Annotated in this window: 21 protein-coding genes and 3 pseudogenes; 4 read left to right on the forward strand and 20 right to left on the reverse strand. The window is 33.8% G+C overall.

Annotation, left to right across the window (positions count from 1 at the left end; genetic code table 11):
- Positions 1 to 228: 228 nt before the first annotated feature.
- The 4 genes from AAAT26_RS03195 to AAAT26_RS03210 form a co-directional block, all read right to left on the reverse strand.
- Positions 229 to 1,629, reverse strand: a complete 1,401-nt coding sequence (locus tag AAAT26_RS03195; RefSeq protein ID WP_349208839.1) for an anion permease — start codon at positions 1,627 to 1,629, stop codon at positions 229 to 231.
- Between the two features lie 236 nt (positions 1,630 to 1,865).
- Positions 1,866 to 2,699, reverse strand: coding sequence for an Mrp/NBP35 family ATP-binding protein (locus AAAT26_RS03200; RefSeq protein ID WP_004692972.1), 834 nt, complete (start codon positions 2,697 to 2,699; stop codon positions 1,866 to 1,868).
- Positions 2,700 to 2,819: 120 nt separating this feature from the next.
- On the reverse strand, positions 2,820 to 4,013 hold the full coding sequence (locus AAAT26_RS03205; protein WP_349208840.1) for an aminotransferase-like domain-containing protein: 1,194 nt from the start codon (positions 4,011 to 4,013) through the stop codon (positions 2,820 to 2,822).
- Between the two features lie 56 nt (positions 4,014 to 4,069).
- Positions 4,070 to 4,807, reverse strand: a complete 738-nt coding sequence (locus tag AAAT26_RS03210; protein ID WP_060918806.1) for a TVP38/TMEM64 family protein — start codon at positions 4,805 to 4,807, stop codon at positions 4,070 to 4,072.
- Positions 4,808 to 5,081: 274 nt separating this feature from the next.
- Here AAAT26_RS03210 and AAAT26_RS03215 point away from each other — a divergent pair, with 274 nt between their 5' ends.
- On the forward strand, positions 5,082 to 5,474 hold the full coding sequence (locus tag AAAT26_RS03215) for a thioesterase family protein (protein ID WP_278451605.1): 393 nt from the start codon (positions 5,082 to 5,084) through the stop codon (positions 5,472 to 5,474).
- A 156-nt stretch (positions 5,475 to 5,630) separates the two neighbouring features.
- Here AAAT26_RS03215 and AAAT26_RS03220 read toward each other — a convergent pair whose 3' ends face one another.
- Entirely contained in the window at positions 5,631 to 6,653 is a 1,023-nt protein-coding gene (locus AAAT26_RS03220) for a branched-chain amino acid aminotransferase (RefSeq protein ID WP_349208841.1), read from the reverse strand.
- 287 nt (positions 6,654 to 6,940) lie between these two features.
- Here AAAT26_RS03220 and AAAT26_RS03225 point away from each other — a divergent pair, with 287 nt between their 5' ends.
- The gene (locus AAAT26_RS03225) at positions 6,941 to 7,603 is read left to right on the forward strand and encodes a fumarylacetoacetate hydrolase family protein (protein ID WP_349208842.1); all 663 of its coding nucleotides are present in this window, start codon (positions 6,941 to 6,943) and stop codon (positions 7,601 to 7,603) included.
- A gap of 173 nt (positions 7,604 to 7,776) precedes the next feature.
- On the opposite strand, the gene AAAT26_RS03230 is transcribed toward AAAT26_RS03225, so the two are convergent.
- The 14 genes and pseudogenes from AAAT26_RS03230 to AAAT26_RS03295 form a co-directional block, all read right to left on the reverse strand.
- On the reverse strand, positions 7,777 to 8,274 hold the full coding sequence (locus tag AAAT26_RS03230; protein WP_314050875.1) for a methylated-DNA--[protein]-cysteine S-methyltransferase: 498 nt from the start codon (positions 8,272 to 8,274) through the stop codon (positions 7,777 to 7,779).
- 102 nt (positions 8,275 to 8,376) lie between these two features.
- Complete coding sequence (locus tag AAAT26_RS03235) at positions 8,377 to 9,156, reverse strand: protein-ADP-ribose hydrolase (protein ID WP_349208843.1); 780 nt, start codon at positions 9,154 to 9,156, stop codon at positions 8,377 to 8,379.
- 109 nt (positions 9,157 to 9,265) lie between these two features.
- Entirely contained in the window at positions 9,266 to 10,033 is a 768-nt protein-coding gene (locus AAAT26_RS03240) for a putative quinol monooxygenase (protein ID WP_349208844.1), read from the reverse strand.
- A gap of 35 nt (positions 10,034 to 10,068) precedes the next feature.
- Positions 10,069 to 10,553 (reverse strand): annotated as a pseudogene (locus tag AAAT26_RS03245) (prolyl-tRNA synthetase associated domain-containing protein).
- Positions 10,554 to 10,675: 122 nt separating this feature from the next.
- Positions 10,676 to 11,698: a DMP19 family protein gene (locus tag AAAT26_RS03250; protein ID WP_325415691.1), complete on the reverse strand. Its 1,023-nt coding sequence runs from the start codon at positions 11,696 to 11,698 to the stop codon at positions 10,676 to 10,678.
- A gap of 125 nt (positions 11,699 to 11,823) precedes the next feature.
- Positions 11,824 to 13,335, reverse strand: coding sequence for an SMI1/KNR4 family protein (locus AAAT26_RS03255; protein WP_316691907.1), 1,512 nt, complete (start codon positions 13,333 to 13,335; stop codon positions 11,824 to 11,826).
- A 29-nt stretch (positions 13,336 to 13,364) separates the two neighbouring features.
- Entirely contained in the window at positions 13,365 to 13,835 is a 471-nt protein-coding gene (locus tag AAAT26_RS03260; protein ID WP_316691908.1) for a glycosyl transferase family 4, read from the reverse strand.
- Between the two features lie 47 nt (positions 13,836 to 13,882).
- The gene (locus tag AAAT26_RS03265) at positions 13,883 to 14,242 is read right to left on the reverse strand and encodes a hypothetical protein (RefSeq protein WP_316597611.1); all 360 of its coding nucleotides are present in this window, start codon (positions 14,240 to 14,242) and stop codon (positions 13,883 to 13,885) included.
- A complete protein-coding gene (locus AAAT26_RS03270; protein ID WP_316691912.1) occupies positions 14,235 to 14,654 on the reverse strand; it encodes a bacteriocin in 420 nt (139 codons plus the stop codon). The genes AAAT26_RS03265 and AAAT26_RS03270 overlap by 8 nt, the downstream gene beginning before the upstream one ends.
- A 43-nt stretch (positions 14,655 to 14,697) precedes the next feature.
- Positions 14,698 to 15,759 carry an ankyrin repeat domain-containing protein gene (locus tag AAAT26_RS03275; RefSeq protein WP_316691914.1) on the reverse strand — a complete coding sequence of 354 codons (1,062 nt, stop codon included), beginning with the start codon at positions 15,757 to 15,759 and terminating at the stop codon, positions 14,698 to 14,700.
- Between the two features lie 113 nt (positions 15,760 to 15,872).
- The gene (locus tag AAAT26_RS03280) at positions 15,873 to 16,520 is read right to left on the reverse strand and encodes a DUF4304 domain-containing protein (RefSeq protein WP_349208845.1); all 648 of its coding nucleotides are present in this window, start codon (positions 16,518 to 16,520) and stop codon (positions 15,873 to 15,875) included.
- Between the two features lie 442 nt (positions 16,521 to 16,962).
- Positions 16,963 to 17,382: a hypothetical protein gene (locus AAAT26_RS03285; RefSeq protein WP_349208846.1), complete on the reverse strand. Its 420-nt coding sequence runs from the start codon at positions 17,380 to 17,382 to the stop codon at positions 16,963 to 16,965.
- A 369-nt stretch (positions 17,383 to 17,751) separates the two neighbouring features.
- Positions 17,752 to 19,228: pseudogene (locus AAAT26_RS03290) on the reverse strand (Lsa family ABC-F type ribosomal protection protein).
- Positions 19,229 to 19,256: 28 nt separating this feature from the next.
- Entirely contained in the window at positions 19,257 to 19,427 is a 171-nt protein-coding gene (locus AAAT26_RS03295) for a hypothetical protein (RefSeq protein ID WP_432049345.1), read from the reverse strand.
- A gap of 5 nt (positions 19,428 to 19,432) precedes the next feature.
- Here AAAT26_RS03295 and mobC point away from each other — a divergent pair, with 5 nt between their 5' ends.
- Both mobC and AAAT26_RS03305 read left to right on the forward strand, forming a co-directional pair.
- A complete protein-coding gene (gene mobC / locus AAAT26_RS03300; protein WP_432049347.1) occupies positions 19,433 to 19,672 on the forward strand; it encodes a plasmid mobilization relaxosome protein MobC in 240 nt (79 codons plus the stop codon).
- A gap of 5 nt (positions 19,673 to 19,677) precedes the next feature.
- Positions 19,678 to 20,987: pseudogene (locus tag AAAT26_RS03305) on the forward strand (relaxase/mobilization nuclease domain-containing protein).
- Between the two features lie 29 nt (positions 20,988 to 21,016).
- On the opposite strand, the gene AAAT26_RS03310 reads toward AAAT26_RS03305, so the two are convergent.
- Complete coding sequence (locus AAAT26_RS03310; protein ID WP_349208847.1) at positions 21,017 to 23,350, reverse strand: S8 family peptidase; 2,334 nt, start codon at positions 23,348 to 23,350, stop codon at positions 21,017 to 21,019.
- Positions 23,351 to 23,352 lie beyond the last annotated feature (2 nt).

Below are 23,352 nucleotides of genomic sequence, written 5' to 3' on the forward strand. Positions count from 1 at the left end.
CTCCTATGCACAAATCATATAAAATTTGTACAATTAGCTTGAATAATTTTTTATGTATATTATTTTACAATATTTACATTAATTATCTATTAACTACTCATATTTTATCACAAAAAGCCGCCCCTATCGGGACGGCTTTTTATATACGATGTAAATGCATAGTACACTAAGTCTAAAAAAAATTAAAGTGCATGCATTACAATCCTATAAAATTGTCAGTACTGGATTTTACCACATACCAATCAACTTTATCCATACAGAGCCAAGCCCCATGAAGATAATTAAGTTGATTACAGATGTGAAGAAACCAAGTTTCCACCATGTATTTTGAGGAACATACCCAGTATTATAGATTACTGGAGATGGACCTGCAGCATAGTGAGTCAAAGACATACACAAGTTAGATGTGAATGCGATCATCAACAATGTCAACATTGGTGGTGCACCTGCAGAAATAGCGATTGCAGAGAACGCTACGAACATTGCAGAAATATGCGCTGTTAAAGATGCAAATACATAGTGAGCATATGTATTAACAAGAACAGCTACAACAAAGGCAATTACCCAAGAGCCTTCTGGAATATAACCACCAACTTGAACTGTAGCCCATTTGATAAAGCCCAATTTAGAAAGGAACCCGGCAAAGCCCATCAATGTCCCCATCCAAACCAAGGTATCCCAAGCACCTTTTTCACTCTTAACATCGTCCCAAATTAGAACGCCTGTAGCAAGTAAAATAGAAATACCTAAGAATGCAACAGTTGTAGCATCGAGTTTTGTGAATTGAGACGTAGCCCATAAAACTAATGCTAAAATAAATACGCCAAGCATTATCCATTCTTGGAAAGACATCTTTCCAAGACCTTTTAACTCTTCGCGAACCATTTGTTGAGCTTCATGAGCATCTTTAATTTCCGGTGGATACACTTTGTAAATAAAGTACGGCATAATAATCAATGCAATGATACCAGGAACGATAGCTGCCATAGCCCAGTCACCCCAAGTAATACCAATACCAAAGGATTGAAGTGCCAATGCAGCAACCAATGTATTACCAGCCATGGATGTTTGGAACATAGCAGATGTAATCGTATTTACTTGATAAATAGATTGCATCAAGAAAGAACCGATTTTACGAGGTCCATCTTGTGGTTCAGAACCAAAAGCTTTTGCTAAACTAGTTGTAATTGGCATGATTACACCGCCTACACGAGCTGTGTTAGATGGTGTTGCGGGAGCTAAAATCAAATCAGACAAAGCCAATGCATAGGCCAAACGCAAGGAACTACTACCAAAAGCAGAAATCAAATTATAAGCGATACGTTTACCCAAACCAGTTTTAATAAAGCCACGAGAGAATAAAAAAGCACCTACAATTAGCCAGATCGCAGAGTTAGCAAAACCTGAAATACCTTCACTAATCTTTAATGTACCTGTCAATGCAGCAACAGTAATAACAACGATAGATACACCACCAATCGGTAAGGGCTGAGTAATGAAGCCTACGATAGTAGCTACAAAGATTGCAAATAAATGCCATGACTGAGGAGTTAATCCCTCTGGAGTTGGAACAAACCACAGACCTAAACCAAAGGCTGCCGGAATGATCCAGTTCAATAGTTTTTTCATACACATACCTCCTACTTAGAAAAACATTAACATTCATCCAATAAAATGCCAGTACCCCCTATGGTATCATTTTAAGAAAAATAAAAATCTATACTAACTATGTTCAGTATTTCTGTAGTATGAGAATTAAAGATATAATTCTAGCTTCTTACCATAAATATAATATACTTCACGATAAAAAGATTTGATAAAAAGCTGTGCATTACTAAGTATGCACAGCTTTCATCATATGAATCCTATTCAGGTAGAGATACGTCCTCTAAATTTGTTTTTTCGATAGACTCAATATCACCTTTATCACAAAGGTCTGCAATAGTCGGATCAATTGGTAAACGGTTCAACAATAATAGACCATATTTTTGAAGGATTTCTTCGATGTGGCTTTCACCGAAAATTTGATAATCCTTACCGTTATCTGGGCAATGGAAATAAGAATAGTTTTCCACCACACCAATAATAGGCACTTGCATTAAGTCAGCCATTTTAACTGCTTTTTCAACAATCATGGATACCAAGTCTTGAGGAGATGTAACGATGATGATTCCATCCAATTTCAAGGATTGGTATACAGTAATCGCAACGTCACCTGTTCCTGGTGGCATATCAACGAATAAATAATCGATGTCTTTCCAAATAACATCTGTATAGAATTGTTTTACTACATTTCCTAAAATAGGACCACGCCATAAAACAGGATCTGTATCATTTTCCAAAAGAAGGTTTACAGACATAACGTCGATACCACCTTTGGATTTTACAGGATACATGCCGATTTCATCAGCATATGCTTTTTCCTTGATGCCGAACATCTTAGGAATAGAAGGACCTGTAATATCCGCATCGAGGATACCTACTTTGTAACCTTTACGCGCCATTGTAATGGCCATCAAGCTGGTAACGGAGGATTTACCTACGCCGCCTTTACCGGATACTACGCCAATTACATGTTTAACAGAACTAAGCTCGTGTAATTGAGCTGTAAGATCTTGAGGTTGTTGAGGCGCGCCACCACCGCACCCAGAAGATTGAGATGGGCATCCGCCACAATCACTGCTGCTACCGCAACCCATAGTAAACACCTACTTTCTTTGAGGCTATACCTCACATCTATATTAAAAACTTTTTTATATGGTAAACACAATGTATCTACGCTTACATTGTATCACGTTATATCAAAAATTATCAATATATTACTCACCACAAAATTCTTTAGTTAACCCGCCGAGAATTTCCATCCCCTTTTTAATTTCCTCTACTGTTGGCACCGTATAGCTCAAACGAAATGCATGTCCTTCTCCTGCCCCATCTGCTGCAAAGGCACCACATTTAATAATCCCTACATTGCGATCCATACAAGTTTCAAAGAATACATCACAATCTACATCCTCAGGCATCGTCATCCATGCAAACATACCACCTGTAGGTTGTGTCAAATGAACTTTAGAACTCGCATACTTTTCAAAAGCATTAAGTAAAGCCTCACATTTCATTTTATATACTTTTCGTACATTATCTAAATGAGCATCGTAATCAATGGTCTCCAGAACCTTTGCTACCACCTTTTGAGTTACTAATGGCATTTGACCGGCCGTATTATTTTTCAATGCTTGGATGGCTTCAATCACTTTAGCAGGACCAAATAGAAATCCTACTCGTAAGCCTGCAGATAAAGTCTTAGAGTAAGAACCTGCATACAGAACACGATCTTCGATATCAAATGATTTGAAAGTTGGAATATATTCGCCAGCAAAACGAATTTCACCATATGGATCATCTTCATAGATAAATAAATCATATTTAGATGCAATAGCATAAATCTCCTTACGTCGTTCTAAAGGCATAGTAATGCCTGTTGGATTCTGGAAGTTAGGAATTAGATAAATATATTTACCTTTACCAGATTGGACCGCTTTTTCTAATTCGCTTGGAATCATACCGTGCTCGTCAGTTTTAATACCTAATGCTTTACCACCCATGTTACGTACAGAATTGATTGCACTAGTGAAAGTGAATTCATCCATGTATACTTCATCGCCAGGTTCTAATACAGTAATCGGTACAAGACCTAAGAGTTGACCCGCCCCATTAGAGATGATAAGACCTTGTCCTTCCGGATTCATCTTATGTGTTTTTACAAGACGATCTAATGTCAATTCTGCTAATCGTGCATCACCTTGCATTGGTCCATATTGTAAAAGACTCATTGGATTAGAGTGAACCACTTCATCAAAAGCCTTTTCGATGATTTCTACAGGAATCGCTTCTGGTGCTGGATTACCGATACCAAAGCTGATAAAACCTTCTACACCTACGCCACGTTCGAATACTTCACGAATAAAATTTGGACCTTTTAAGGTTACGCGTTCAGGAAGAGAAAAGCTCATACTATCGCCTCTTTCATATATACTAAATTGAATAACATTTAATTAATTAGAAATTGTTAAGCATTAGGATCATGCTCTTGTTCAGCATTTTTCTTATTGATGTAGTTCTTATATACTTTCCAAAGAATAAAGTATACAACCCCTGCAACAACTACGATGATTCCTAAGCGCCCCATATTCTCTTGGAAGTTTACAATATCTGTACCGATAGCTACTTCAAGAGCTGTTGATGGGAATTTACCGATCAAGTTTGCCAATATATAATCTCTAGGTTTGATTTTACTAATGGCCCCTAAGGCTGTAATAACGCCAGACGGGAAGTACGGTAAGGATCGTGCAAATAACATGACCACAAAACCGTTTTTACCCGAAAAATCATCTACTTTCATTAACACGGTACTTTTAGCAATCAACTTGTCCGCTGTATCACGTAAGAAGTAACGCATAATGTAAAAACTGATGACCACACCAATCGTTTCAGCAAGCCAAGAGATAATAATCCCAGGCCACATACCAAATACCAAGCCATTAGCTGTAGATATAAAGATCGATGGTAAAAAGCCTACGGCATTAACAAAAATATCGAGGACCATACTCACCACCATGGCCATAGGACCAAAGCTTTGAATATACTCCGCTACCTCCTCCATAGAGCCACTCGTTGCCAAGTGCCACATAGTCGGATAAAACGTAGGATCTACTATATTTATGACAATTAATAAAACAATGAAACCAATACCTGCTATTAACTGTACCCAACCTTCACCAGAAGGTTTTAAATTTCTTTTACTCATATATACCTCGTATTAAAAAGACTAGCTTCATTATATCACGTATTCTATAGAACAGTTATAACTAGTTACATTTCTTTAATTTTAATCTGAATAGCAATTTTAATACTCTATTTATCTAATTTCTACCAGTTAAAACTATTGTTTTTAGAGCATAAACATTCTATTTCCTAAGGTATTACCAGTTAAAATATATATAATTTCAATAGCATAATAATTAATTTTAGATGTATAATACTAGTATAATGAGAATATTCTTAGTGAAAGAAGGTATAATATGGTATCAGCAGGTCAAACAGCTACAGCAACAGTTATAGTAACTGAATCTAATATTGCAAAAACAATGAAGTCTGGTTCTTTAGAGGTCTTTGCTACACCAGCGATGTGTGCACTTATGGAGGAAGCTGCACAAGCTGCAGTACAGCCATATTTAGAGGACGGTGAAGGCACAGTAGGTATCTCCCTATCTATTACTCATGAGGCCCCTACGCCTTTAGGCGCAACAGTAACAGCAAAAGCTACTGTAAGTGCTGTAGAAGGTCGTAAAATAACATTCGATATTGAAGCCTCTGATGGTGTTGGTATTATTGGTCGTGGCACACATGAACGATTTGTTATTAACAACGAAAAATTTATGGCTAAGGTGCATAGTAGAGCAAAATCTAACTAATAGTCTACTATTTTACTAATAGGTTTATTGCTAATATCTTATTTACTTTATTAAAATAATAAAATACAAAAAATGGCATCTATCAAATGATAGATGCCGTTTCTATTTACATATTAGTTTCTATTTACATATTAAATTATATAATCTACTAAAGGATTAGCAAATTTTAACTACCCAGCCTTCAGGAGCTTCGATTTCACCATGTTGAATGCCAAGTAATGTGTCATATAATTTTTTAGTGATAGGACCCATATCATCCATGCCAGCAGGTACATTAATAGTACCTTCTGGAGTATCGATTTGGCCTACTGGAGAAATAACAGCCGCTGTACCACAAAGACCAATTTCAGCAAAATCTTTTAATTCATCTTTACGAACAGGACGATTTTCTACAGTCATACCAAGGTAGTGTTCTGCTACATACATCAAAGAACGACGTGTAATAGATGGCAATATACTATCAGATTTAGGTGTAACTAATTTACCATCTTTAGTAATGAAGATGAAGTTAGCACCACCAGTTTCTTCTACATGTGTACGAGTAGCCGCATCAAGATACATATTTTCTGCATAGCCTTTGTTATGAGCATCAGTGATAGCATACAAACTCATAGCATAGTTCAAGCCAGCTTTAATATGCCCAGTACCATGAGGAGCTGCACGATCAAAATCAGTGATACGAATTTTGATTGGTTTAGCACCACCTTTGAAGTAAGGGCCTACTGGTGTTGTAAACACACGGAATTGATATTCATCAGCAGGTTTTACACCGATAACGGAGTTTGTACCCATCATGTAAGGGCGAATATAAAGGCTTGCACCATGACCATATGGAGGAACAAAGTCTTTATTTGCTTTTACAACTTCTTTTACAGCTTCGAGGAAACGATCTTCAGGTAATGTAGGCATTACAAGGCGTTCACAGGATTGATTCAAACGTTCTGCATTCAAATCTGGACGGAAGCATACGATATGACCATCTTTTGTGTAGTATGCTTTCAACCCTTCAAAGACAGTTTGAGCGTATTGGAATACTCCAGCACATTCATTAAGGACAACGTTAGCATCAGTAATTAAACCACCTTCGTCCCATTTACCATCTTTATATGTAGTCAAATAACGGTATTCGGTTTCTACATAACCAAAACCGAGATTATCCCAATCAATATTCTTGCTCATAACAATAACCTCCATTTATATTGATATACACTTAATCTTATCACTATCATCTTGTATTTTCAATAGATTCTATAGAGATGATAAATTATATATACAGATATAGTATCTATTAAGATATATCATCTATACATAGGTAACATATTAATAGATATGTATATTATCAAATAGGCCACCAGCTATACTATCATTGAATATAAAAATTGTTTCTTTACAGTATAGCTGCCGCCCTATTTATATTATAATAATTTCAGATATACATTATCCTATTTTACTAGGAGGTCCCTATTATGAACGAAAATAAACATTTTTTAATTCCTAATCCTAAAAGTATCATTTGTATTGGCCTTAACTACGCTGATCATATTGCTGAAACTAGTCTAGCTACACATGATTTTCCAGAAATCTTTATGAAAACATTAAATGCTCTTGCAGGTAATCATGATACAATTACCATTGAAGACGAAACTTTCCATTACGATTATGAAGGAGAATTAGTTATCATCATCGGTAAATCTGGTAAAAACATATCTCCTGAAAAGGCAATGGAACATATCTTAGGCTATACCATTGGCAATGACGTATCTGCCCGTACATTACAATTTAGAGGCTCTCAATGGATTCTTGGCAAATCGCTTGATCACTTTGCTCCTATTGGTCCTAATATTGTATCTCCTGATGATTTTGACTTTGAAGGTGCTACTATTACGACAGCAGTAAATGGTGAAATACGTCAACAAGCAAAGCTAGAACAAATGATTTTTAAGCCTTATAACATTATTGCCTTCTTATCAACATATATGACACTCCAAGAAGGTGACATTATCTTTACAGGTACGCCTAGTGGTGTAGTATTAGGTAAAAATGAAAGTAAGTATTCTTGGTTAAAACCAGGAGATATTGTTACAGTTTCCATAAGCGGTATTGGTACCTTAGAAAACAAATTTATTTAAAATAAGTACATTGTTAAAGTATTGTATTTGCTCATATTCTAATTATTACGATATCTATTTACATTACAACTAAATATATCTAAACACAAAAAAGAGATTACTTCTATGTATGTCTAACTATACATAGAAGTAATCTCTTTTATTATTATCTATATTTTATATTTACTATTACTTTATTTATGCTCCAACTCTAGGTCTAGCATATATTTCTTACGTTCAATGCCCCCTGCATATCCTGTTAACTGGCCATTACTACCAATAACACGGTGACAAGGAACGATGATAGAAATTGGATTATGCCCTACAGCCCCCCCTACGGCTTGAGCAGAGAATTTCTCTTTACCTTGTTGCTGTGCAATCTGTTTACCAATATCTCCATATGTTGTAGTTTCACCATAAGGAATTGTTTGTAATATAGACCATACGGATTTACGGAACTCAGTACCTTCTAACTGGATAGGAGGTGTAATAAAGGGCTTTTTACCATTAAAGTATTGATTTAGCCACATAATTGTTACTTCAAATGGACCTGTTAGTTGCTCTATATACTCCGCATCATCATAACTAGGTGCATGAGCTTCATCAATAAAAAATAAATCTGTTAGGTATGATAATGTACCAAGCATAACCATAGTTCCTAATGGGCTTTCATAGGTGTATTTATAATTCATAGTACATTAACTCCTTCTTAAGATAACAAATCATTCAATACCTTTTGTATGTCATTATTAAATGATACAGCATTTTTATGAATTTCAAAAGGAGTATGTTAGTTATCCCAATAGTTTGTTGTAGATGTCATAATCTATATCCTTATATACATTAAATACCACTTGTATTTTGCTATTAGTTTCTTTTAAATAAGTACGCACCGTATCAATAGCAATTCGGGCCGCCAATTCATTAGGAAATCTAAACTCACCTGTAGAAATGCAGCAAAATGCAATGGACTTCAAACTATAAGCATTAGCTAGCTCCAAGCAAGATCTATAGCACGATGACAGTTGTTCTTTTTCTAAGTCTGTAACAGTATCATAAACAATAGGCCCTACCGTATGGATAACATGACTGGCAGGTAAATTAAAACCATAGGTCATACGAGCTACACCCGTCTTTTCAGGCATTTCCATATACTCAGTCATTCTAGCACATTCCATACGAAGCTCTATACCAGCAAAGGTATGGATTTCATTATCGATACACTTATGATTTGGAGCAAAACATCCAAGTAATTGATTATTGGCTGCATTTACAATAGCATCCACAGATAATCGAGTGATATCTCCTTGCCACAAATAAATCTGAGGCTCTCGTTCTTCCATATCATTAATTGTGACAATGCCCTTTTCATGGGCTAATGTATTTAAATATTCATCCTCTATCTTCATCCATTCAGTGGGCATGGCTCCTGCAGGACGAATATTACATAGTGCTCTAAATAGAGTAAATTGTTCTTCTTCATTTACTGGAATATCTATATGTTCGTTATATTTCTCTTTATATTCAGCTACTAATCCCTCTAAAAGATAGTGCAATCGTTCTTGCTGTGTCATGTATAACTCCTAAATAGAATTAACTAAATTATAAACCTATTATATAGTAAAAAACTGCTAGCACATAATATGCTAGCAGTAACTTTACTGATTAGTATTATATCAAAGACTAAGGTCTAACAAAAGCTTGACCACCATGGTTTACGAGGATATCCCCATCTAATACTTTAGTAGTAACCCCTTGTAGACTACCTTGGATTTGGCTCATCATAAAGCGATAGCCTGGACTATTCAAGTGTTTAGTAAGGGCTTCCTGATCGCTATAGATCTGAATGACGTACCAGCGATTTTTTGCGTTTCTTTCACGAAGCACATAACCAGCCTTATAACCCGCATCATCCCGAACGGCACGTTCCATATCAAGTTGATATTGTCGTTGTACCGTATCGATTTCATTGCTATCAACAGTAAACTCAGTTAAGGTAACTACTGCCTTACCATCATTTACGATAGATAATGCATCTTTCTTTTCAAATAAAAGTACAGACTGTACATCGTACATCTTACGATTCGTTAATTTAGAACCGACTTCATTAACAAAAGCTTGATAATGATCAGATTTGCGATGCGCTTCAATAGCAGCTAAATCTTTATAGATTTCAACTACATAAGACTCAGCTGGATTTCCCTTTACATGGGCTACATTCATAGATAATGTATTAGGCTCTTTCTCCATAGATGCTGTCAGATTAGCTACACCTGCACTATTATAAGTTCCTTGTAGCTCTACAGGTACTTCGAAACGATACATACCTACAATAGGTGCTGTATCTACAGATTGATCTCGCTCCATAACAAGAGCTGCAAAAGATGTGCTTACACCTAATACGGCAATAACAGATGTAACTATCATACGTTTTAATAATGTTCTATTCATAGATCTTCCTAAACTGCTCCTAAAACACTTCAAAATTACAATGTAATATATTCTACTATTGTACCATGCTCTTCAATAAGTTTAACTAGTTCTTTGCCTTGAAGCCACACAGTCGCATCATTTTGGTTCGGATGAATGCCGATTAAATTGTTTTCGTAGTCCGCATCAATATAATAATGTACTTTATGCTCTTCATCATGGAGCAAGCAAAATGGAGATACATGACCTGGTTTAATCTTCAATATATCCCATAGTTCTTCTTCGGAACCAAAGGAAATTTTTTAAGTTTGTGATCTTTACGAAATTGTTTTAAATCTACACGCTTTGATCCACGAACGGTAATTAAATAGTAATGCTCCCGCTTATGGTCTCTAATAAATAAATTCTTCGCATCCCACTCAGGATATGGTAACTGCACATTTGGCTTATCGTCCATACTAAATAATGGTGCGTGATCTGTAATTTCAAAATCGATATGATGGTCACGCAAACAATCATATACGCCTTGTTTATCTAACATGTAATACCTCTAATATATCGTTTCTACTTGGTGAAAGTTACTACATAATAAAATCGATTAACATAGTGAAAGTACCAGTTGTACCGGTTACATCGATTATATCTTGTTAAATATAGCCAAACTTATTCTGGAACTTTATAGGTACCATCAAATACAAATAATTCAGGATGTTCATGTACAAATGCATCTTCAAAGATTCCATCATATTCATATACTACATCATCTTTTCCATCTAGAAACTCAAAGAACTCTGGATTATCCTCAGATTTTTGTAATAAGTGCCACCGCTCCGCTCTATCAAATGGTACAGTACCGCCAAAGAAATCTAGTACTGATTGAAAATTATCTGCCAACGCTTTCATATTGAATAGACGCAACCCCGCTAAAGCATCTTCCCATACAATACCTGTAGAGTTATAGAAAAACTGGTGATGACCACCATTATTGACCTCAGCAAAATACCAACATATTGCATTAAGATATCGTTGCTCTAATGTAAACTCTTTAGATGTTTCTATATAATCATCATAAGAGCCATAAATATTTATGGTCCAATACGCAGGTTCATTAATAGTCCACATATCGTCAGTTTCTTTAATCTCTTCAACAGTTATAGTCCGATGCTGAGATACACCTATCCTATTCTTCTGTTTTTCGGCTACGTATTTACTATAAGCAGAACACAATTCTGGGTAATCAGACTCACACCTTTCAAAATCCATCTGCATATAACACATATCAATAAGCTCAAAGAAATATTCTTTTATATTATTTCGATTCTCACTAACAGCTAGTCGTATACCATTATCTACAAGTGATAGCATATGTTGCATATTATCAGATGTATATGCTTCATTATTATTCGAAGCAATAAATCCGTAAGAGTAAGCACAACGATAATGCCAAACAGCATCTCTATACTCTTCATCTATAGAGTTTAATACCTTAATAGCTTCTTCCGGTTTATCATGATTGTTATACACTCTACCAAGCTCACCTAATAAAGGTACAGATAGATTCTCGATGCCTACACCAGTTAATGCCTCAATAATCATCTCCTCTTGTCCTATATCATTAAGATCTTTAATAGTTTGCAATTGCGCCTCTTCAGAAAAAGATAAAAAACGTTCAACACTTAACGACATACAATACGCATCCCTTCATCCCAGTTAATATGTATATGAAATCATTCTAAAGTAGTAATATTAACCAACACACAAAACAATAAACTTTAATTAATAATGATTGATTTATATGATGGATTATTTACTTAGCTGCCACAACATACATAAAAAACAGGAATACCATCTTCATTATCGATGAGGCCATGTCCCTCGCACTCATGTCCCTCGTATTCTATGCCTTCATAGAATACATGATCGCCTAATTCTTTATTAGCCATTAAATTTTGTAACTTAAAGGTAAGTTCTTCTCCCGTAAAATATTTACCATTATCAGCAATAATATAGGCCATGATTTCTACTTGCCACATGTTATCTTCTTTTTCTTCTTCTAGTAACTCTTCATCGTTTAAACGTTCATTATTATGGAGCTGATTTTCACTTTCGATCCATGCTTCATAAGTCACTAAAATTTCAGGCTCTTCTAATAGCGCTAATGCACTTTCCTTAGCACCATACTCAGCATACTCCTCTAATATTTGATAAAACTCTTTAGAAAAATTCTCTTTACTATATGATTTTTTATTGAATACCCAATGCACTGCACTATAAGAAGGATAGTTATCCTCTGATATTTCAAGTTGCTCTGCGTCAAGTTCATTAATTTCAGTATTTTGTCTCTTATTAACGAACGTTCTAATCGTTTCAAAAATCATAGGATAATCCTTTTCATACTCACTTGGCTTTATAAAAGATAAAATATATGCTACCACTTCACAACACCAGCTCAGTTGTTTTTCTAAGTGTGCTTCTTTTGTCTTTTTCATAGCAGTTTCAATTAACTGTAAAGCTTGCTGAACATGTTCAGAATGATAGCTTTCACCATGTGCTAAAGAGGCATGCGCATAACCCTTACGATAATACCAAGACCAATCACGGTAAGACTCATCAATACGTTCAAATAACTCAACAGCTTCTGCTGCACGGTCATTATTGTTGTAGATACGTCCTAAGGTACTTAACAATATAGGAGATAAATTATCGATACCTATATTAGTTAAAAGCTCCATAGCACGATCAATATCTAGATCCTCTTGTTCATTAATAAGTTTTACCTTATCCTCATCACTTAACGCTTGAAACTCTTCATCCGTAATGTCTTCTATGCTTATATATAATTGCTTAATAAAATCCCCAAAACTATCTGCTAAAAGAGTGATAGAGTAATCCCCTTCTTGGTCTACTCGGACTACCTTAGGCTCACCTGTAGGACCACACTCACGATAATCGAGAAAAATCATATCGTGACCGCCAGAAATCGTATCCGCCACCACGACACCAATAGGAGGATATTCCCATTTAGAAATCCAAAATTCGTTGCCAAATTCTCCAAAGATAGAGTTCTTTTTATCTCTATCAATGCCATATATACCTGTCACATATACACACTCACCATCATTATTAATAAAGCAGTTCTTATTCAATACACCGCCATTATGATGCTTAAGTAATTCAATATATGTTGCAGGTAATGTATAGCCTAGCTCAGTTTCAGCATCCTTAATATCCTTATCGGTAACAGGTTTACCTATATAGGATTCAAATGCATAATCAACATCGTTCCAAAATCCGGTCCAATCAAAGTCTTTTAGATTACTCATAATACTCTCTCCTAGTTATATAGATTATTTCAACCAAATGGTTTCTCCTCAGTGGAATATTCTTTAATTAAATCTTTTACCCTGCGTCGTATCAAAATGGTATCAACAATATAGGAAAAAATGATATAAGGAGATACATTTATGATCGCTATAGGGGCTAACATAACTACTAATCGCAATAGGTCAAGGGAATATGCATACCATTCAAAATCAATGGTACTTAAAATTGGCTTCACATAATCTATTACGCTTACTTCCCATTGCATTAAGGGATTTAATTCTTCACTAGTTCCTAATAGCCAAACGAAACTTACAGCAAAGATCAAACAATATAATATGCCAACAGGAATTAATACCTTCGCTCTCTTTTTTAATAAATCACGGCAAATCTCATGTTCTTCCTCTGGTGTTACATCATATACCATGTTGCATTGAATCTGAATCCGTCTAAATCGATAGCGAATATACTTATACAAAAAATTATTCGGTGTATATAGCATAGTAGTCTCCGCATATATTTCAAAATGACTAAATCATTAAGAATATATCATCCATCTATAGCAAAGTAGTGTAAATCTTTAAATTCATCATCCCAAAATGTAAAGGAAAAGATGTGCGTATCATCAAAGGTTTGCTCACAATAGGTCACAGCATCTCGATCTGGTTCAATAATAGGTATACCTATCCGTGTTTTCACTTCATCAATAGTTACATCGCCATACCAATCTCTAATTTCGTTATGAATGAAAGTAACAATAGAATCTATATTCTTATGATAATTAGTTGCTAATAATTTAGCAGTTTCTACATTAGCATCCGTTGGAACCTCATCCCAGCAAAATTGTATTCCTTCATAAGACAAGGTGTATTGTCTTAACTGTTCATCATATCTTACATGATTAGTCATTTTCAGAATCCTTTACATAGCTTTCCATCTTAGGTCTTAAATCTAGCACTATTTCCCAACTATCTAATGCTGGCATCTTATTATGTACAATAAAATCCTCTATTATCTTTAATACCTCTTGGGGACCTTGCTCATTCTTACCATATATAATAGCGCCTCGGTCACCATTATTAGTTACACTAATTTCTATATGTAATAAATCAGTATCTTCATCACTACAAACTTGTAGAAAGTTATATAGTTTATTATCTATGGAGATTGCCTTTGATGGAGAGATAACTACAAAGTCTTGCTCTTGATCCTCAATAGCATACAAATTTTGTTCAACTTCATTCAGTGTAATACCTTCATATGTATAGGTGCCTACATCAATGGACCAATCCGTATATGTTTTCTCAAAGTCAGCTGTCATATGTATCCTACTCTCCTTAACTACATATTAAAATTACCTTATTTTAAAATAAACTTTCTAATTGACCTGACATATCCGCCATAAATTCATCAAATTTACAAAGTTCTCGTAACTCTTGATGTTCTATATCATAACAACCAATCTTTTTATTTTTAGGATCCCATACAATTTGCCAATCGTTATACTCTCCTAGTTCTTTAGATAAACGCAATAAATTACGACGCCCTACTTTAAAGGGAATCGTATCAATAAGTGGGAAGAACTCTATAGATATAAAATCGGAGTCTGGTAATTCAAAGTAAAGTTGATTGCCCTCTAAAAAATTCACTAATGCTTTTGGTAATTTAAATGGCTTTAATTGATCCATTTTATTTTGTATATCATGGAACTCAGCAGGCTCTAAAGATTTAAAATACTCGGCCATTTCCATATCGCCTTTTTCAATGGCAATGCTATAGGGACGCATACCATCCTTTTCCGTAATAGTCACGTCAGCACCATGTTCTACCAAGTATTTACACATCTTTAAGTCTACATACCGAGCCGCAACGCACAATGGAGTCGGCTTAAAGGGATATACAGAATCAGGCTTGTTGTAGTTAATATCTACACCATTATTAATAAAGAAATCTAGAACCTCATAATTTCTATCTGTAATGGCATTTCTGAAAGCTTTACCGCCATATTTCTGCACACTATGGCCTAAGTCATGAATAATTTGTAGGTTCTCATATTTCTTGCCATATAAAGCAGCTTGAAAGGCATCTACTTTCACACGATTTAAAGCATGAACATTGGCACCATGCTCTACAACATAGTCTATAATCTCTTTATTACCATACCGTACAGCTAATAAGAAACTTGGATTTTCCTCATCATCAAGATCAGCGCCATGCTCTACTAACCATTGAACACTTGGCAAACAACACATGACTAAAGCTAATTCTAAGGGTGTATGCTCACTATACTCACCAATTTCTATAGGTTGATTAATATCCCAACCATCTGCTAATGCATTTTTTAAAGCACTAATATTTCCTGTTACAATATCTGTTACTATATGAGGTACAGATTCAAAAGTACCTAAGTCGTTTAACTGTATCATGTCTCTCTCCCATGAACTATATTTTTAAAATGATTATCACTAATTACATTATATTACATTTATAAGTATGAGTGTATAGTAAAAGCCCTTCGCATAAGAGAAGGGCTTAACTATTACTTATCTATTTCAAGTCCATTGATAAAAGCAAACTTAACCATATCAGCTCCATAAAACTCTCCTTCATCTAATAGGATACTTTCCTTCGGCAAGTCTTTCAAATGATTATAAAAGCCAATATATTTACTTCTTAACTTATCTTTTTCAATTATCTTATTAAAATACTGCTGAGCCTTAGCTTTCCCACCAAAGTGATAAATATAATACAGTAAATTATGATCAACTATATCTCCATCTATAAACTTTTCAATATTACTTTCTGTATCTTCAAAATCATCAAATATTGGTATGATATGTTCCTCAAGTAATTTGCTAACTTCATCTACAGTATACTGATAGCTTGCTCCTGCTAATTGCCACCACTGCCAAGCTTTTCTATTTAATAAACTTCCAAGTTCTCCGCCATAAACAAATCCATTATGATAATTAGCCTTCTTCATATCTTTTGAATAAATAAAAATATGTGGAACAAATTCTATACTACACGCATAATTATTTCTATTGGCCTGAAAGTATATCTCAAAAGTAAGGTCTTTATTTTTAGATGATTTCTTTAACTTCTGACCTTTACTAACTACCTTAAAATCAGAGAATTTACTTGCAATCTCTTGCCAAGCTTTTTCACATAATTCTCTAGGTTTCATGATTATAAAAGTACTCCCCCCATATTATACGGTTGATTATTTTATAGATTTCCCTCAACTACTATAACAGATGTATGTTGAAGTGCGTCCGTTATCCAAGCAATAAATGTGTTTAAAAACTCTTACTCTTCTTTACTAAAGTTTATAAGATCAACTTCAATATTATGAATTATTTTAATCCAGTAATCTTTCTTAATCCAATTATCAAAGCATACATCAAATCTATCTCTTTCAGTATTATATGATGCATCTATAATAGGATACACTTAATTAAAATAAGGAACTAAGATATCAAAATCAGGACAATAAACCCGTAATGGATTTCTATAATAATGCCAATCCTTCATACTGGCTTGCTCTACGCTCCCAATACCTATAAAAGGATCATATCAATCTTTCTCTCCCCTATATCCAGCATAATTTTATCTGTAAAAAATAGAGTTTATTTTTTTATACCATACACCATATCCCCACTATTCCAAATATACATAATGGCGGATACTGGAGATTTTTCATCGACCCAAAGCCAGCCTGTATATGTAGTTGTATTGGCAAAATAGCCTTCAGTAATTATTTCAAATTCTGAGTCTACATACTCATTTATAAAATCTTGTAAACAAAGAGACTTTCCATAAAAGCGACCTTCACCCAAGGTTTTGTTAAATATTAGTACCTTACACAAATCCACATCACAGTTGTTAAAACATATTTCTCCTGAGAATGCTTTTTCTTCACCATCTAACAATTGATACATTTCTTCAACTGTTAACGTTAATGTTTTATTATGAATTTTGATTCTATTTACTTTACTACCATAAAGACTGTAAAGGATATTACTATGTCTATCATGTATAAAATCCATATTATTCCTCACAATATTAAATCTAAAATTGTAATTTAAATAAATTCTAGGTTTTTCTATTTTAAATTTGATTATATGGGCATCCTTTCACTCTTGGTGAGCAAAGCAACAGCTTCAGCAGTAGGCTGTTCCCAATCATTCTTCACTTCGCTCGAATTCTTGGACATACCTGCCATGGGCGGTGCTATCACTCACTGCGTCACTTTGTTTCTAGGGATCAAAGCCACCGCCTCAACGTGGATTGAGTGAACACCAAGTATATCAAGTAGTTGCGTTTGTATGTGGGAATATATCCACATACTTTTTAACGATAGCATAAGGTTATCGTTAAAAAATATTACCCAGACAAACTGAGAGTTGTTATTTAGTTTATAATCGTATTGTTTTATTAGCTATATCTTCTACAAACCTCTTATCGTGTTCCACAAATACAAGTGTAGGTTTTGTTTCTTTTATAATTTCCTCAATCTGTATCCTTGATATTACATCTATATAATTTAATGGTTCGTCCCAAACAAAGATATGAGCCGGCTTTGATAAACTTACAGCAATTAAAACTTTCTTTTTTTGTCCATCGCTATAGTTTTTCATATCCATTTCAAATAATTCTCTTGCAAAATCTAATTTCCTAAGAATTGTTTTGCACAATGTTTCATCAACACCTTGCTTATGAATATACTCATTTAGGTGGCCTGTTAAATTTGATGTATCTTGGGGAATATATGATATTTTTAAATTACTTACTAATTTTACATCACCTACGTACTCGTGATTTAGACCCAATAAAATTTTAATTAAGGTTGATTTTCCGCTACCATTACCCCCATATATAGCCACTATATCTCCCTGTTTTATATCAAAACTTACATCGCTTAATATCTGTCTTTCTCCATAATATAATAATAAATTTCTAACCAATATTAGAGGATTTTTGTGGTGATGTAATGGATGCAATAATAGACTTTCCTTTGTTTCAATATCTTTTAGTAAATTTTGTTTTCTTCTATTGCCTTATTTTGTCTATTCTCCAAATTCTTAGATTTTTTCATCATCTTGGCTGACTGATGACCTATATGTCCCTTATCCGGCTTTACACCTGATACTTTTACACCGTTTTTGGTATTTTCAATTTTATAAGACCAGTTTTTACTTTGTCTTGCAGCTTCTTTTAATCGTTTAATATCTTTTCTTAATTTCTCGTTTTCATTAATTTCAAATTGATTTTTCATCAATTTGTTTTCATGACATGATGTAAAATTTCCTGATTGAACATCAATAGAGTTTCTGTTAATCGAAATAACATGATTGATACAGCCATCTAAAAAATCTCTATCATGAGATATAAGTAAAAAACCTTTTTTATTTTTCAGATATTCACTTACAATTTTTCTCCCGTCCATATCTAAACGGTTTGTTGGTTCATCTATAAGTAAAAAACCATCTTCTCTTGTAAATAAAATAGCTAAAAGGATTTTTGTTTGTTCTCCTTTAGAAAGCGTTTCAAATCCTCTATAAACAAGGTTCTCATCTACATTTAACAAATTAAGTTCTCTAAATAATCTCCATTCTTTCTCATCCGATATTAGTTCTTTATATAACTCAATTCCTAATTTGAAGTATCACTTAAATTGGGTGGGAATTTAATAAAATCAACATCCTTACTTATTTTACCTTGATAAGTTTCTTAATTTAAAAGTAACTTAAATAGAGTTGATTTACTTATTCCATTTCTTCCTATCAATCCTATTTTCCAATTTGTATCAAATGAAAATGATACATTTTCAAATACAGGTTTTACATAACCATAATATGAGAAATTGAGGTTTTCAATTTTAATTGTAGACATAAAAATCCCCCCTCAAATTCAAATTTGATTATTTCTTTAGTTTTGGTACAGGTAAATCATCATACATTGAATTAAATAAGCCATTTAAAAATTCTTTGTTGTCAACATCATCAACCAATAGCATTTCCTTTGCTCCATCATATGGTAACTCATACTTTACATTTGGCATATATGCTATTGCGGATTTAACAGGTTTCACTAAATATCCGCAAATGCGTTTTAGAAAAAGAAATATATCAAGTAGATTTAGAGCCTTTTCGAGATTTACAAGGATTACTTTCCAACACTACAAACAACATCAATCAGATTGCAAAGAGAGTAAATTCGACAGGTATAATCTACAAAGAGGACATCAGCGATATAAAGAAAGAGATTGAACAATTCTCAAAAGAACTATGGCAAATTCATTCTCTGCTCCTTAACAAGACTTCAGGAGGTGATTAGTTTTTATGGCTATTACAAAAATACACCCTATAAAATCAACCCTTAATCTTACCATTGACTACATCGTAAATGGAGAAGAAACAGATGAACAAATCTTGGTAAGTACACATAAATGTCATCAAGAAACTGCTCATACACAATTTTTAAGAACACGAAATGATGCAGGAACAAAAGGAACTGTTCTTGCAAGACATCTTATTCAATCCTCTTTACCGGGAGAATCTACGCCTGAAATTGCACACCAGATTGGTATGAAACTGTGTAAAAAGATATTAAAAAATGAGTATGAATTTGTCTTATCTACTCACATAGATAAGGGGCATATTCATAACCACATCATCTTTAACAATGTAAATATGGTTACCGGCAAATGCTATCAGTCCAATAAGAAAAATTATCATAAAATCAGATATCAAAGTGATAAACTGTGCAAAGAAAACAACTTATCTGTCATTGATGAGTTTTACGAAAGCTATAAGAAAAATATAAAATTAACGGTAAGTCTTGGTATGAAAACTAACAGGCAAAGCGTGGTATTTCTTGGAAAAGCAGACTTCAATTTGACATTGACAGAATGATAAAGCAATCTCATGATTGGGATGAATTTCTAAAGAAGATGGCTGATCTTGGCTATGAAATTAAGTATGGCAAACACATTGCTTTTAAGCCGAAAGATAAGCCGAGATTTACAAAAGCAAAACAATCGGAGAAGATTATACCGAAGAAAGATTAAAAGTGTCTATTAAAACCCCTGCTGTCAAAAAACGCATTGGAAATGTCATTGATATGAATACCAATGCAACGGTAAAGGAGAGCAAAGGCTACAAATATTGGGCAACCAAACATAATCTTAATACAATGGCAGAATCCGTTATCTTTATCAGAAAACATGGCATTAAATTCGTTAAGCAGCTTGATGATTATATCAGGAAAGCAGCCGATGAAAAGCAAGATTTACAGGATAAAGTCAAGGCTATTGACAAGGAAATACAGATGCTTTCTACCACTATGAAGAAAGTTCATACCGTTAAAAAATACATGACATGCTACAAGGAATATAAGGCTGATCCATCTGACAAGGCATTTTTTGAAGAGTACAAAGCTCAGATTACCCTATATGAAAATGCTCTTTCAGAGCTTAAAAATCCTATTCTAAGCTCCCAAATTCAAAAGATATTTTAGCTGAGCTTGATAAATTACAAAAAAAAAGAATACCCTTATGCAAGAGTATTCTTCCTCAAAATCTGCTATGGACGAGCTTTACAAGATACGAAAAAATTACGGAATTTATATGGGTAAGGAGATTGAGAGATAATTAATTTCTTACCCATTTTTAATGCTCTTTTATAAATTAATATTGATGTTTTCTGATATTTTGATATTATTGTGCCAAAAATTATATTCATCGAGTTTATGTGTAATACCATTATAAACATTACAAGTATTAGTTGGATCTTTAATTGTGATGATTAAACAAAATTCTTGACTTAATTCCCTATTCTCGATAGCTGCCCTATCTTCAATACTACTTCTATAAGTGTTATCTATAGTTAAATACCATTTTTTATCGGCAGTTGTATATTTCAATTTGTTCCCGTCTGTTAACTCAGATGTATCCACTGCATATTTTTTTACTGGATAATATTTGTCTCCATACTGAATTAACATTCTTTCTTTCAACGCAAACTCTTTCGATGATTCTCTCATTTTGACCTTGCTATATAATGAACCCACCAATATATTTTGAGCCCCACTCCTTCCAATCGGATTTAGTATACAATTCTTACTTGTATCTCTAGGTACCTTTTCATCATAAGAACCAAACCTCACATCTATATTCGATTGACAATATTCGAACCCTTGAGTTGGATCTAAAATAGGATCATATACAAGTGTTACAATGGCCTGAAAATTAAAGAACTCATCCTTTACCAAGCATTCTGGCATAGGAAAGTCTTTAATATCTATAAATCTTCCTTTTGGCAGAACATCACGCAGTATTAAAGTTGTTTCATTTGGAGTATTATATAATATGTTATGAACGGTATCAGGTAATCCAAAACCAAGATATTTAGTTCTTTCAAATTCTGGTATTTCAGTATTATTAGGATAATTAGCTGAATGAATTATTAAGCTTTTCAATAACAACGGGTCAAATTCTTCATCCATTTCATTTAATAATCCCGCAGCTAAAGCAGCTACTCTAGGGGTGGAAAAGCTAGTGCCTGCTTGTTCTGCAATCTCTCCATTTTTAGAAAATGATTTTACTCCCCCTTGAATAATCTCTCCTTGTGAATTAACTCCAGCATTACCGCCTAAATGAACAATATCAGGCTTTATTATATATGCAGGACCTGGACCTCTTCTCGAAAATGGCGATAAGTTATATGGCTCAGATATCCAACCATCCTCTTTTTTATCTGCAATAGATCCAACCACCAATGATCTAACGGAATCAGCTCCTTCGTGTAATTTGCCAACAGCACCTCCTCTAGCAAAATTAGTACAATTTCCAGCTGATTTACATATTAGGACATTATATTCGTCTTGAATATCATCCAATGCAATAGCAAAATCACTAAATTTTTGTTCAGATATTTCTCGAACAATACTTATTGATAAATTCCATATTTTTATTTCTTTATGGTTATTTTTTATAACCTCTCTAATGTTTTCTATTAATTCATCTTCTTCTATTCTTTCCTTTTGAGTATCTGGAAAAATCGCAGCGTCAAAGACTCTTATATTTTTAGCCCCGACAACTTCTTCTCCTTGAAACTCATCCCCATATGTAATAACACCCGCAACAAATGTTCCATGACTTTCCGATATTAATTCATTTGGATATGGGGAATTTCTATTTCCATAAATCCATGACTTTAATGGGGCTATCCCACATATTCCATTATCTAAAACACCGACAATCTCACTTTTTTTATCAACATCATATTCTTTTACTTTAATTTCATCTTTTTTATTCAAAACATCTAAATTAATTGATACATATGGCATAGGAACAAATTCTTCTGCTAAGTCAAATAATGTGCTATTTACGAGCTGATCCACTTGCAAATTTGATATATTGCATAGTTTATATATTATCAGTGATTTCGTATAATTTGTTTTTGCGAATTCTACATGTTCATTTCTCAAAAGCATCTCAAATTTTGCTTTATGACTTGTGTTAATAGAAAACTCGTTGAAGTTAAAAAGTTTCACTTTATAGTTAGAGACGCCTTCCGTTTTATATACAGTAGGCTTATATTTAATGATATTGTCAATACCCGAAATACCATATGCATTATTTTTAACATCGGTTATTTTTTCTTTAATTTTAGCTCCATCTTTTTGAGAATCTACACGAACAATTAAAGTATTTTCATCTGAAACTCCAATAACATTATTCTTATTAGTAAAAAATATATTCTCGATTTTCTTTCTATGGCTTTTAGCATGAGCATCTTTATTTAATTTTGCTTCAATTATAACTGGTATGTTTCTGTCTTCCCAATCTTCTTCTAACGCATCAAAAATCATTCGAGACAATTCAGCAGATTTTTCATTTAACTCACTACCACTTAGAACAAATTTAGGAAGTTCTTTTTTACCTCCACCTTCTACTCTTTGTTTATCTTCTTCACGTTTAGCAAAAAATTTAATTGGCAACTTCTCTTTCATTA

The organism is Veillonella parvula, assembly GCF_040094895.1.
Lineage (GTDB): Bacteria > Bacillota > Negativicutes > Veillonellales > Veillonellaceae > Veillonella > Veillonella parvula_L.